Origin of the sequence: Paraburkholderia mimosarum LMG 23256 = NBRC 106338, assembly GCF_000739815.1 — a bacterium.
Taxonomy (GTDB): Bacteria; Pseudomonadota; Gammaproteobacteria; order Burkholderiales; family Burkholderiaceae; genus Paraburkholderia; species Paraburkholderia mimosarum.
This window is the reverse complement of sequence record NZ_BBJJ01000063.1, coordinates 1-12,486: the sequence shown is the minus strand read 5'-3', so window position 1 is coordinate 12,486 and position 12,486 is coordinate 1. Positions and strand designations below refer to the sequence as shown.

The 12,486-nt window shown below is 55.5% G+C and carries 11 protein-coding genes and 4 pseudogenes; 4 read left to right on the top strand and 11 right to left on the bottom strand.

Annotated elements, in window-relative coordinates:
• Positions 1-28: 28 nt before the first annotated feature.
• Positions 29-475, top strand: a pseudogene (locus BMI01S_RS29320) (IS6 family transposase); the annotation flags it as partial.
• A gap of 39 nt (positions 476-514) precedes the next feature.
• On the opposite strand, the gene BMI01S_RS43280 reads toward BMI01S_RS29320, so the two are convergent.
• From BMI01S_RS43280 to BMI01S_RS29285, 8 genes and pseudogenes are all read right to left on the bottom strand, one after another.
• Complete coding sequence (locus tag BMI01S_RS43280) at positions 515-1,156, bottom strand: patatin-like phospholipase family protein (protein WP_081723608.1); 642 nt, start codon at positions 1,154-1,156, stop codon at positions 515-517.
• Positions 1,119-1,757: a hypothetical protein gene (locus BMI01S_RS38260; RefSeq protein WP_154671466.1), complete on the bottom strand. Its 639-nt coding sequence runs from the start codon at positions 1,755-1,757 to the stop codon at positions 1,119-1,121. The genes BMI01S_RS43280 and BMI01S_RS38260 overlap by 38 nt, the downstream gene beginning before the upstream one ends.
• Positions 1,758-1,896: 139 nt before the next feature.
• Positions 1,897-2,850, bottom strand: a complete 954-nt coding sequence (locus BMI01S_RS29305; protein WP_042291467.1) for a class I SAM-dependent methyltransferase — start codon at positions 2,848-2,850, stop codon at positions 1,897-1,899.
• Positions 2,847-4,199, bottom strand: coding sequence for an STM4012 family radical SAM protein (locus tag BMI01S_RS29300; RefSeq protein WP_028232778.1), 1,353 nt, complete (start codon positions 4,197-4,199; stop codon positions 2,847-2,849). Before BMI01S_RS29300 ends, BMI01S_RS29305 begins: the two co-directional genes overlap by 4 nt.
• 70 nt (positions 4,200-4,269) lie before the next feature.
• Positions 4,270-4,410, bottom strand: a pseudogene (locus BMI01S_RS42420) (IS6 family transposase); the annotation flags it as partial.
• 10 nt (positions 4,411-4,420) lie between these two features.
• Positions 4,421-5,161: an IS5 family transposase gene (locus BMI01S_RS29295; protein ID WP_255217828.1), complete on the bottom strand. Its 741-nt coding sequence runs from the start codon at positions 5,159-5,161 to the stop codon at positions 4,421-4,423.
• Positions 5,162-5,172: 11 nt separating this feature from the next.
• Complete coding sequence (locus BMI01S_RS29290; protein ID WP_028232777.1) at positions 5,173-6,219, bottom strand: adenosine deaminase family protein; 1,047 nt, start codon at positions 6,217-6,219, stop codon at positions 5,173-5,175.
• 507 nt (positions 6,220-6,726) lie between these two features.
• Positions 6,727-7,008 (bottom strand): hypothetical protein, encoded by a 282-nt coding sequence (locus BMI01S_RS29285; RefSeq protein ID WP_036046962.1) that lies wholly within the window; start codon positions 7,006-7,008, stop codon positions 6,727-6,729.
• Positions 7,009-7,479: 471 nt separating this feature from the next.
• Here BMI01S_RS29285 and BMI01S_RS29280 point away from each other — a divergent pair.
• A pseudogene (locus tag BMI01S_RS29280) lies at positions 7,480-7,872 on the top strand (transposase); the annotation flags it as partial.
• A gap of 328 nt (positions 7,873-8,200) precedes the next feature.
• On the opposite strand, the pseudogene BMI01S_RS41145 reads toward BMI01S_RS29280, so the two are convergent.
• From BMI01S_RS41145 to BMI01S_RS29265, 3 genes and pseudogenes are all read right to left on the bottom strand, one after another.
• Positions 8,201-9,141: pseudogene (locus BMI01S_RS41145) on the bottom strand (ISAzo13 family transposase); the annotation flags it as partial.
• A 14-nt stretch (positions 9,142-9,155) separates the two neighbouring features.
• A complete protein-coding gene (locus tag BMI01S_RS42615; protein ID WP_042291456.1) occupies positions 9,156-9,404 on the bottom strand; it encodes a hypothetical protein in 249 nt (82 codons plus the stop codon).
• Positions 9,405-9,886: 482 nt separating this feature from the next.
• On the bottom strand, positions 9,887-11,044 hold the full coding sequence (locus BMI01S_RS29265) for an SDH family Clp fold serine proteinase (protein ID WP_051381588.1): 1,158 nt from the start codon (positions 11,042-11,044) through the stop codon (positions 9,887-9,889).
• Between the two features lie 530 nt (positions 11,045-11,574).
• On the opposite strand from BMI01S_RS29265, the gene BMI01S_RS29260 reads away from it, so the two are divergent.
• Together BMI01S_RS29260 and BMI01S_RS41140 are read left to right on the top strand one after the other, a co-directional pair.
• A complete protein-coding gene (locus tag BMI01S_RS29260) occupies positions 11,575-11,895 on the top strand; it encodes an H-type lectin domain-containing protein (RefSeq protein WP_028232774.1) in 321 nt (106 codons plus the stop codon).
• Between the two features lie 52 nt (positions 11,896-11,947).
• On the top strand, positions 11,948-12,256 hold the full coding sequence (locus BMI01S_RS41140) for a hypothetical protein (protein WP_154671465.1): 309 nt from the start codon (positions 11,948-11,950) through the stop codon (positions 12,254-12,256).
• The last annotated feature ends 230 nt before the right edge of the window (positions 12,257-12,486 follow it).

Genomic DNA, 12,486 nt, shown 5'->3' with positions numbered 1-12,486 from the left:
GCTCAGGGTGCAATTCCCTAGGCCTACTCACCCCTACATTCGCATCAGGGGTGAGTGGCGGTATCTCTATCGGGCTGTCGACAAGGCAGGCAACACCGTTGATTTTCTGCTGCGAGCCCGACGGGACAAGGCTGCGGCCCGGGCCTATTTCGAAAAGGCAATCGACCAGAATGGCGAACCCGAGACCGTGACGATCGACAAGAGCGGATCGAATCTGGCTGCCTTGCGGGCGATCAACGCCCCACGGGAGGTGCCGATCAAGGTCCGCCAGAAAAAGTATCTGAATAACATCATCGAACAGGACCATCGGGCGATCAAGCGCCGAACTCGACCGATGCTTGGGTTCAAAAGCTTTCGTTGTGCCCGCATCCTGTTGGGCGGCATCGAAGTTATGCACATGATCGTCAAGGGGCAATTGAACGATGGCGGCGTTGGTCAAACTCCCGCACAGCAATTCTATTCGCTGGCTAGATAAGGAATCCATACCATATCGGATTTGGCCGACCTCTCGCTCTTACTGCGACAGAACCAAGAAAAACAGGGGCACTGCTAGCCATGCGAGTACTGTATCGGCACGACGTCGGATCGACGGGGCGATTCGTACGAGTAACGGCAGAATGATCGCGGTTCCCATCAATACTGCTGCGACCACAAAACCAAGGCGGAAGTCAGGAAGCCGCGAGCCAACGGTGTTTCGTGCGAGATACTCGAAGAGCGCGAGCAGTGTGGGAATCAGTGCAAGTGCGATGCTGTTGACTAGCATTCCGTATATCTGCGTGGCGGCCATGACAATGCGCTCGATCCAAGACGTCTGCAGATATTTGCTGTGATGGCGCAGGTGGCGAAGCGCTTGAGCTTCCCCTTCTTCCTTCAAAAATGGGCGCTGCGTGGCATACAAACCGAGATTTTGCACATGACTTTCCGTGGCATCGCCTTTGGTGGAAAGAAACGTCGTCAGAAACGAGCCGAGATAGCCGCCGCCTGACACCGTTGACAGGTAATCGAAGTCTGGTAGCAGATTGCGCCGGGCGAGTGCGATCAACACGCCCAGCGAAAAGGTGGCTGAACGAATGCCGCCACCGGAGAGGGCAAGTCCAGTGGCGTATTCCCGGTCGAATTTAACGCCATTGGTGTTCCTGCGTTTTGATGGCCTCACGTTCGGCCGCGTTCATTGCGTTTGCTTGTGCTTTCTGGACGTTGCTGCCGGTCGGCGAGATGCCCCATTGTAGAGGCGCGGCCATCTCGCCTTCGAACCGTTCACTTACTTCGCCTCCTATGGAGCCAGGCAGGGGCCGACGGCCATCCCGTATCTCCAGCAGCAGTTCGTCGAACAAGATGAGTAGCGGCTGCAACTCCTCGAGATCGCTTCGGAACTCGTCTGTGTCGTCCAGTGCGCTAAGTGCGCCGGATAGGTTGCGTCGGTGCCATTTCGCCGTGAACGGGCGCACGTGAGCATTGAGCACGTGCCAAGCGAGGGTCTCGAAGTGGGTTGCGCCAAAGTACCGGTCCTGAATCTCGCGCGCACTGCCGAAGAGGCGGTAAAGACTTTCTAGCGGTGCGCTTTCGATGCCGTCGCCGTAGCGCAATGGTTGCGTGGCGACACGTGTAGCGAGCTGTGTATGAAGTTCGGCAGCCGCCCTCGAGCCGGCGTCTCCCGGCGCCCATTCATTTGCACCGAAGCGCTGAAGGAAGCCATTACTAAAGAGCGCTGCACTTATTGTCCGGTACGCATCAAGACGCTGTTTCCAAGTCGTCACGTCTTTCCCCCGTAAAGCACGGGTTAAGCTCGTTCGTCAAGCCCGATGCAATTGTTGGTTTCGTGTCTTTCAGCAAAGATTGATCAACGCACAGACAGCGGCGTTCCTTCGCTTATGCTAGCAGTGGTAACGTCCTCGGCTACGTCAGCGATGACCGCCGAGCTTCATTAATCAGTGTTTCCCTAGCGTTCCGCAACGAGACTGGTGGCGTAAAATACTCGTATTTACCCGTCAAAATGCTCTGTGTGAATTGGAGTCCGTATTTCCCAAAAATCCAGTCTTCAACCACATAGTTGCCCGTCAGTTCCATAGGAGACGTCATGTTCCACCCTGGCATTTCAATGCGATTGACATGTCTCGGACGAACACCCATCGACTTGACTGCGGTAGCATCGGCTCCAAGGGGTATGCTGTCGAACAAGATTAAAGGAAGACTGTCGCTGTTCGAAAGATCGACCTTCCTCAACGTGAACCGCTCGACCGAGTTTGTTTTTCTCGACAGAAACTTCTCAACGGCATGCACATGCGTCGGAATACCCGGATGGCAATCCCACTTGGCGTAGAAATCGGAACGAAGAATCTGCCAGTCCGCATATTGCGAGTCGAGATCGCCTCGGTCAAACGAATTGGCATGTCGGCACTCGTGCGGAACTGGGTGGCGAGGAATTCCAATAATCGATGTGAAGTTGTGAAATCCGCCCGGCTTAGTCCGTTGCCTCATTTCCCGAAGCAAGGGAATCCACACATCTTTCGTCACGAAATGTAACGACGAGTGCGCCATAACTAGATCATAATTTTCATCCGGTACGAAATCCTCGATTCGTCTCTCAATCACATCGATGTTCAACGAATAACGGTCAGCAATCGAACGAAGTTTCTTTACGGCGTTCGAGGAAAGTTCCAAGGCGGTCACCTTGTGTCCCCTGAGGGCAAGAAAGAGCGTATTTCTGCCTTCGCCACAGCCGATGTCTATAACAGTCGAGTTTCGTGGTAGAAACTGTTCAATTTCAAATACCTCAACACTCGGTCCGCCCATCGTCCAAACTTTCGCGTCCGAATAACCTTTCTCCCAAAATTTCTCACTGTTGTTCATCGTGGAACATACCTTTCTTCCAGGGTTTTCACATGGCTCGAGAAAAGATGGTGCGCGACCAAATTACTGTATTTGTAACCCTTCCTAGTCAATCGAATCTTGTCATTGAACGGTGGCTCGATGCACCCCTCAGCCTCAAGTGCATCAATTACGTCAAAAAAATCAGAATACAGACTTCGGCCAAACTGTGATGAATAGTATGCCCGAGAAAGCTGGTTCAGCGTAAGGCTGAGGATGAAATATCTCAAGCGCTCTTCGTAAGCATCAAGAACAATCCCGTACCTCACCATGCTGTGTTCGGTGATTTCAAGGCTCAAATAATCTTCAATGGCCTTGCCGACCTCGTTGAGGTCGACCGCGTAGTCGAAGCTGTAGTGGTATTTTCCCTTGTAGCTTCTTGCGCCTGCTCCAATTCCGATCATCGGAACGCCGAGAAAGTCAAAAGTCTCTTGGGCGTACGCGCTGCTATTTTCTGGCAGACGGGTGAACCGAGTGAAGGACTCTTGTCGGTATCCATTCATTTGCATGAACTCGACATTGCTATCGTAGATCGCATACGTGGTCTGGTCGTCGATGTATCGCTCCGGATGCAATCGCTGCTGCTTATGAATCGCTGTGAGAGGTCGGCTAATAGCAGGATACAGTGAGATGGTAAGTGGACCTGATGAAGCGATGTGGCGGAGCGAATTTTCCCAGCTTTCGTAGGTCTGACCTGAAAGGCCGTAGATCAGATCCAGATTGAAATTCTCGAAACGCTTTCGGATATTTTCTACCGCGGAGATTGTTGTCGAAACCGGGTATGGGCGACCGCTGGTCTTCAGTTCAGCGGAATCCATAGTTTGGATACCCATACTGATTCGGTTCACGCCTTGGCTTTTCAAGAAATCGAGGAGTTCTTCGGACGTCGAGTCGGGAGAACCTTCGACACATAGCTCAGCAGATGACGCAACATTCTGGAATCCATGTTGAATCGCTGAAAAAATCTGTCCGAATTGGTTTTTGTTTAGAATAGTCGGAGTTCCGCCACCAAAATACACAGATACAACTTCCCTCCTTCCCGTGTATTTCGCATAAAATTTTATTTGTTCGCATATTTTATCAACATAATTTTGTATTATGTCGTCTGTACCCTGGGTAGTTATAAATAACGTACAATAAGTACACCTGTATCTGCAAAATGGTATATGAATATATATTGAAGCTGGCCCGCGATCATCGGGGTGCCATATTTCCGCAATGCCGATATTATGCAGACTTTTATACGATCTTTTCGAAGGATAACTATATACATACGACTTTAAGTGATTGTTCCTTATAGAATGTCGAATTGAATCCGCGATTTGCTGCATGCTTTTCTCCTAGTCCGTTGAATCAATGAAATTACACTGATCTGAGTGAAACCGAGCGCGAAGAGCTGATGTCGATGCAGCGCAGGCTCAGCGGATAAGCCACGTACCACCGAACGCACAGCAACATCACGTCCAGCGGGTAATGCAAGCGTTTGAGTACTTTTCCCGGCGTTGTTGCATAAATCGAACGTAAGGACGAAGTGATCCCCATGGTTTCGATATCAGGCAATACGAACGGACTGCGGGCGAGCGAGTGCCGCCATGCGGTTGAGCACGCCTGCATGAATCGAGACTTCGGTTGCCTGGGAACCAATCTCGCGAGCCCAGAGGCAGGAGCCCGTGAGGATCTTGAGCCGGTACATCAGGGTCTCAGCCAGCGAGCGACGGTGGTAGCCGCTTGCCTGCTTCCATTCACGTCTGCTGCTTTGTGCAATCGAGTCGATGGCGGCATTGCGCCAGGCCGCGCCGGGCGTGCTCGCTGGCCACGGCGTCGCGCCCTCACGCGGCGGAACCGACGGGGCAGCTCCGCGCGCCGCAATCCGTGCATGGCACGCCTTCGTGTCGTAAGCGCCGTCGCGACCGATAGTGTCGATTGCCACGTCAGCGGGAATCTGGTCGAGCAAATCAGGCAACACTTCGCCATCGCCTTCGTCCTGATGAGTCATCAGTGCGGCGCAGATCTGTCCGGTGTTCGCCTCCATCGCCAGATGCACCTTGCGCCAGGTGCGACGCTTGGACCAGCCATGCTTGCGCACCTTCCACTCACCCTCGCCATAGACCTTCAGTCCGGTGCTGTCGAGCACGAGGTGCAAGGGTTCATTGGAGCGTTGCGCCCGAAGCACGACCTTGAGCGTCTGCGCGCGACGGCTCAACGTCGTGTAGTTCGGCACGGGCACGATGTCCACGCCTACGGGGGCAAGGATCCGCTGCACTTCGGTGATCTTGTGCTCGTTGCCCGACATAAGTCGGATTTTCAAATTAGATCCTTCATGAATGAGTAGCGTTTGGCTACTTCGTACTGCTGTCGCACGCCACCGATCGACAGGCCTTCGGCCATCGCGGCGGCTTGGTCATCCGCAAGGCCGCGCTGGTGGATTGCGGGGTTATCCGAGCAAATGACAAACGGCACGCCATATTGCCGGAACTGTTGAAGCGGGTGAGCCTCGTTCGCAAGAACTGCGCCAGTAAGCCGATTGCTGATCGGACACACCTCGACGCAGATATCCCTCGCGGAAAGAAGCTCCAGCACATCTGGATCTTTGCTAGCCGCTGTTCCGTGGCCAATTCGATCTGCGCCGAACAGTTCTACGGCAGACCGGACGTTCTCGACGCGGCCTGTTTCACCGGCGTGTATCGTGATCCCGAGATCGAACCTGTCTTTGGCCACCCGAAAGAGCGAGGGCAACTCTTTCGGATATGCCGTTTCTTCATCGCCAGCAAGATCGAGCCCAATCACGTCCTTCGGCTCACCAAGGTCCTGGTAGGCCTGCAGGAGGGTGGATAGGTTGACCGCGCTGTAGTCGCCACGCGTCACCGTGAGAATCAGGCCACGGCGGATACCGTGGCGCAGTGCAGCCACCCTGGTCGATTCGATAAGGCGCTCGAGCGCCTGTGCTGGCGAACACTTCTGAAGCTGTGCAAGGTACAGAACGCTGCTTCGGAGCTCGACGAAGCGCACGTTGTTTTCCGCCAGGCCCGCGACAACTGCAAGGGTGAGGCGATCGAGATTCTCGCGCTTCCTTGGAAAGAGCTGCAGAGCTTGCCACGGCGTTAGGTATTCGGCCAGCGACTGGCAGGGTGTCGCTCGAACTAGGTCTCGCTCAAACTCGAATCCGGCTGGCAACACGGTCGCTTCGTCTGCCAGGATCTCTCGAATCGTCGACGTTGGAATCGCGCCGTTCATGTGCATATGGAGTTCCCCCCGGCTATGCGCGACCGCGCCCTTTCCGTATTCGTGCGCTTCCTTGGCGTCGCGGGCATCGCCAAGCATCCCGGGTAGGTTTATCGGCCGTTGATCCAATCGTAGTTCCTGTATCTACTGGCTTTGTTCAAGAGGGCCACTTGCGCGGCGGCCGGGGGTCGGGTAGAAAGAGTCCGGTGATCTATCCGACGGGCGAGCTTTCATGCCTTACAAGGCAAGACTGAAGACGGGCGAACCGCGCAAACGAGCGAAGCCGGGCCATGCGGTAACAAACGCGCACGCGTACAACGAAAGCCTGAGGCGGCGCGGGCAACTCAGCCTGTATTGTCCCGACGGAGACCTGACGGTTCTGGTGCAAATAGGCGCGAAAACTCTGCATTGCTAAAGATTGATCGCATCACTACCAGCAGAAAGTATACAATTTGCATATTTGACCTCTCTGCCAATCAACCAATTCGCCCCATTGCCACGACGAGTTCCACAGAAGTTGACGAAGTAGCAGATGACGGAATCGCACTTGGCGACTTGCAGTTCGACCTCCTAGTTGGCCTCGGCGTCCGGCTCGCCATCATCAATGACGGGAGCCGGTTCCAGTGCACCCGGCGACTAGAACGTCGGCATCTTAGTCACGTCATAGTTAGTTTTGTTCTTTGCGATACGCAACTCGACTTCGATAGGCTCCCCAGTAGCGAGTTTTCCATCCGCGCTGAGCTTACCAGTCCGTACCGTATTACCAGATTCGATCAGTTCGACGACCTGACTCGCCGATTTTCCTCCTAGCTTCGACCAGCTCTTTTCTTTCGGGTCTTGAACCCAGACGAGAAACGACGATGCAACGTGGTTGCTCGGGTTCTTGTGGTTTGCAGCAGTAATGGAATAGTCGGCCATAGTCTTCTCCGTAATGTCGCTGTCCTAGGCGAGGAAACCTAAGTATTCACGAGAAACGGATTTCAAACTTTGATCGTAGCCAGAAAGCGGCGTGTCAATCTCGGCATTGATGGTTTCCTTGGTCCAGGTTGGTCCAGGTAACGACGAGCCGCACACCCTGTGCTCCGCAGCTTCGTCTCACAGGGATTGCAGTGCTTCATCCTGCCTGCAAGGCAGCATCTGCAGCGAGCAGGTCACCTGAAAGCAGGGTTGGTAAATCTGCTCAGAGCAGTTCGCCTGCTTTCGCTGGTTGAATGCTCACGAATCCTTCCTTGCTGCTTTTAGAGCAACGCCATCTGCTCGCCGCGGTGCGCGTCATCGCTGAGTGTTTCTCGCACGACTCCTCCGGTCGCGCGCGATCGCACGGGTCCGCCCTGATCACATAGAGGTGACGCGTCCGATCGTCGCATCGTCCTTAACGCGACACAACCCGAGGTGTTGCCCGAGATGGCGGGCACAGTCGGTATTTCGAAGAGCAGCGTCTCGCGTGAGTTCATCCACGCCAGCCAGACAGCGCTCACCGAGCTGATGGCACGGCGCTTCGATGAGCGCGACTTCCTGGCGATCTACATGGACGGCATCATCGTCGGCGCGTGGCATATCATCGCGGCCGTCGGTGTGGACAGCACCGGCGAGAAACACCTCATGGGACTCGTGAGCGGATCGAGCGAGAACGCCCAGGTCGTCAAGGATCTGTTGCGCGGGTTGATCGAACGCGGCCTGTCTACGGACCTGGAATACCTGTTCGTGATTGACGGTTCTAGGGCGCTGCGTTCGGCGATCGAGGAGCTCTTCGGCGAGCGCGCCCACGTCCACTCGCAGCGGCGCTAAAGCGTCCGCCCTCGACAACGAACATTGACCATGATGGGGTGCCTTCAGGATTCGGACAATAAAGCACGCTAACGGCCCAGAAGGCACAGGGACGCCTAGCGTCCCTGTTTTTTTTCGCGCGTCAGAAACTGAACGCGAGCTGCCCGCCGGGTTCTTCGTGGGCCAGCTCGGCGGGCGTAGCCGGCGCGAGCCAAGCCGTGAAATCCTTGAGAACAGTGCACTCGGGATACCCTAGTGAGGAGGCGATTGGCCAGCGGGTCGGCTTTAAGAAAGACGTATTGGCACTTTTTTCACTTAGGAACGCGCTCGAAATAACTTCCCGCTATGCGGCGCTCCTCGAGCGGATGCTGTAGTTCCACGAAGGCAGGGTTGAGTCGTACTCAATGTTGAGCAATGCGCGGGCGGGGCGGGTGACCGTCCGTCCGGTTTCGTAAACTCCGTCAAGGATGTCAGCGGTCACTTTCAGACCGGTTTTTGTGGAGGCTTTTTCGATCAGTTCACGAGACTGACGCTGCTGAAAACTACGCCAGCACAGGCTCGAGTAATGTGTGGGAACACGCGGTGCTCGATTGGATTATGTTTCGAGCAGTACGGCGCATAGTGGGCCACCCGGATTTCCAGTCCGAGCCGGTCTGCCAGATTTTGCAGGTCGCTTTTGAAAAGCCACGAATTACTCGGGTTGCTGCCGCCGCCATCGCACAACAGCAGTAACCGTGTGGCCTGGGGATAATCGGCGCGCCCGTGTTTTTCCCACCAGTGCGCCACGCTGTCGCAGGCAAACTGCGTCGTGTCACGGCTCACGCCGATGTTCACATGCGCCTTGTTCAGTCCGATGTCGTACAGCCCATGGGGAATGACGCTGCCTTCGCTGTAGCTCGGAAAATCGTGGTCGAGGACTTCAAGCTGTTCGCGCGTGTAGAGCTTGCCGTCGCGATAGAAATTGCCCAGCAACTCCTTTTTCTTCGTATCGATGCTGATGACAGGCTGGCCGTCTTCGAGATATTCCGCCTTGAGTTGCGCAATACGCTGAAATTGCGCGTCGCGTTGCGCATGGGACTTGAACGACTTCTTTTTCTGTGATCGCCGCCGCGAAAAACCGTTGCGGTTTAGCAGCTGCCGGACCGTTCGCACGCTCACCCGTGCGTCCACCTGCTGCGTCATCGCCTGTGCGATTTCGCGTGGCTTCAGATCTGTCCAGATGATGCCGTGTTGTGGATTGCCCGCCGTATGCTCTCGCACCACGTCCAGAAATACCGCGTTCCACTCCGGATGGTCAGTTAACCTGGATTTACGCCCCTTTTTTTTCGGACCCGCTCTCCAACCGGATCCAGTTCTTCTTCCAGGTCCTTCAACCCTTGCTTGATTGTTTTCGGGTCAATGTCAAACAGTTTCGCAATATATTCGAAACCGCCATGGCCCAGCTTGTCCGCCTCCACAGCCGCATACCGACGTCGGTCCTTCTCCGACAACCGCGCGTACAGCCGCCTCATCCGCGTTTCAACCTCAGCCCGGTAACCAGCCTGCATCGTCTGTCCTCCAGAAGGACCGCATCTTACCAGCGTCGCTTTGCACCGGCCAGGGTCACTTCTGGAAGTTATTTCTCACTCGTTCCTTAGGGGCGCCTCGGAGTTGAGGGGCAACACCGAACTGCTATGATGCTGCGCTGCACACGGGAAATGCTGACCACGATCTTTTGGTCGAATTTGGGGTAGGATTTGCCCGCAGTTTGACCTTTAGAATCACCGTCCAATGCCGTATAACGGTTAAACGCGGCACGTCGGCCGCATTCTTCACTTACTCAACCCGGATCTGGAGCCGCCCATGTTTTCGTACGCACCTCTCTCGACAATGTCGCAGCCGAAAGTTGCGACGCTCGAATACGCGGTTATTACTGACACGGACAATTCCCGTACGCTCCCTGCTGGCGTCACGACGCCAGTACCCAGCGTGCGCACAATTCCGGTGCGCACGCGAGAACTCCCTACCGCTGTTGGGGTTGCTGGGGAGGCTAGACGACCGGCTGTCGCGCCAGTGAATGTTCCCACCCTTGAGCCAGTGTCTCATCTCTGAGCAACGGCTCGTTGATCTGGCCAGTGCCAACGACTACGAGTCGTTTTTTTATCTGAAATTTGCTTGAAAGCTTCGCACTTTCAACGACAGAAAGTATAAGCTCACTGGTCGTGCTGATCCCGACATGGACCGTAGTCGGATTTTGCGCAAGTGGCAGGTTGAAACCCGGCGGGAGGCCCTGAGGAATCAGCGGAATGGGTTGTGGTTGCATAGGCTGCTGCGCGGGCAGCGGGCCCCCCGGGACCTGTTGCCCAGTCTTAAAGATTTCCGACATAGGATCGAAAGCGACTCGGTTCTGCAGTTCTCCTTCAAAGTCCAAATACAGCGTCCAAATCGCGCCTTCCAATTCGGGAGACACTTCATCTGCCACTTTCAGTCCGAGCTCTTCACGTGCCTCCTTTCTGTTAATCGGGTGACCGTGAAAGTAAAGCTTTGAGGCCATCGTCTCAATAATGTCGTCGATGCGGTGCTTTGACGCCTCGTCGCGCATGTGTGTCATCAAAATCTTGCGGGCGATGAGTCGCGACTGCGATATGAAACGCTCGACATTGCCTAAGGCGAGCGGATGGACCTTATTGGCCAAGATTTCCACAGTCTTCACGAGTTCCTCTTCGTGCTTGATTCCGACTGTGGACGTGATAAAGGCGATGTAAGCTTTGACATCCTCGACGCTGATGCCGAGGCGCCGGTTGGTCTGAGGGTCAACGGGGTTGTATTCGTTCGTGACCGTCGGATCGATTGGGCCCATTTCAGCAAACGGGTGCATGACAATCTCGTCGGCGCCCAATGCTAGCAGCGTAGCGGCACTGTAGGCCCGATAAGGAAGCAGGACCCCAACTTCACCAGCATACTCACGAAGAAGTGAAATAAGGCGCCACGGCACGGTGCCGTTGCCTCCGTTGCTACAAAGAAAAACGTCAATTTTGCGAACGGGACGCTCCGGCAAAGCCCCCATCTGGTCGAAGAATATGCGAACTGCATCTTCGCTCATCTGCGCGTTGAGGTTGGGGCGAAGCGACGTAAGGTAACAGATCACGTGCGATTCCCGTAGCCGCTCGATATTTTGGATAAGAGCGATTCTGTCTGCGAATGCCATGTATTTCCCCTTTTTTCACTTAGCGAATTTCTTGCGCAGCGTCAGCGCGTAAAGACCCCGTCGTTCTGATGCAGCGGCAATGATAAAGCAGACAGCAGATGCGCAAGACGATCCTCGATAGTAACTACGGCACGAACTTCGTGCGGAAGAATGACGGTCATGCTCGATAGCGGTCTAGCTCGCCGCTTGCGGCTTTCCATCAGGCAACAAAAGGAGTTGCGTCGCTTGTATAACGACCGCAATCGTTCGGTCAGCGATCAGGTCGAGTTGTGTTCGGTTTCGCGGCACCGCTGCACTCGAGAAATTCTGCGTATCAGGCGTGCCCCACAGCCTTAACTGACTTCCCTGCTCCATTGCTCCCCGGCCCCCTCCATCGCCGCTTCGGTAAGCTTTCCACGAATGTCGACTACCTAAATGGGTAGGTTGTAAAAGCCTCGGGCGACTCCTAAAACTGCATTGCGGTCATGTGCCGCGCGGCAACAGCCGTCCCGCCCGAGCGGGACCACTCCCACCAGTCTGGAGGCTTCGCGATGGAACAGAAAATTATCGGTACCCATTCGGTTGGTCCGTTGAAGGCGCCGTCCGGCGCGCCGTGGCGCAATGCGCCGCTCTTCGTCGAGGTGCCGTTTCCGGCGGCCTTTTCGAGCCCGCCGGTCGTCATCGTCAGCACACTCCAGGACCCAAAATGGACGGGGCCCATCAACGACACCTTTGCGACGACCGTGACCGGGGTCACCAAGACCGGCTTTACGGTGCATATCGTGCGCGTCGATACGGTCAATCCGGACTACGTGACCTACGGCTGGGACCAGAACCTGCAGCTTTCCTACATGGCCGAAGTGCCGGCGTGAGCCATGCGCCCCTGTCGGTGTTGCCATGCACGTTGGCGGGGCGCTCGGTTCCGTGGGCACGTATCAGCAGCGCGATCGGCTCGCCGGCGATGATTTCGATGCGACATTCACGCTGGATTCCCGTCCGACGCGAATCCATTTCGACCAGCAACACACTGCGCCCATCGCCGGCCGATTCGAAACGCACGAGAGCAAACAGTTGCGTGATCCGAAATCAACAGCCAAACAGAAGGAAGTCGCCGGCGCCCTGAAAACGGTGCGCCGCCAGGGCAGCGGAGCTGCCGCCCAGGTGCCGCGTTTAGTTTCCTTTCGATCCACTTCGTTTCGCGTCCTTCCGTTGCGCCAGATCAGACGCGGATGAACTGAGACCTGGAAGAAATCCCATGCTGGCGCCGAATTGCCGGCATCCGGGACAATTTGAAGCAAAACGGAGCGAGACCGGGCGAAAAAACGGTGATTGGCTGCACGAATACAACCGGAATCCGTCGCGATCATCGTGTCGCAGAGGAATTCACCGAAAACCTTGGGTTATTCGAGGTGCCCACATGTGAACATCGGCATGAGCCGTGACACGACGCAGTTTGTGGGCGG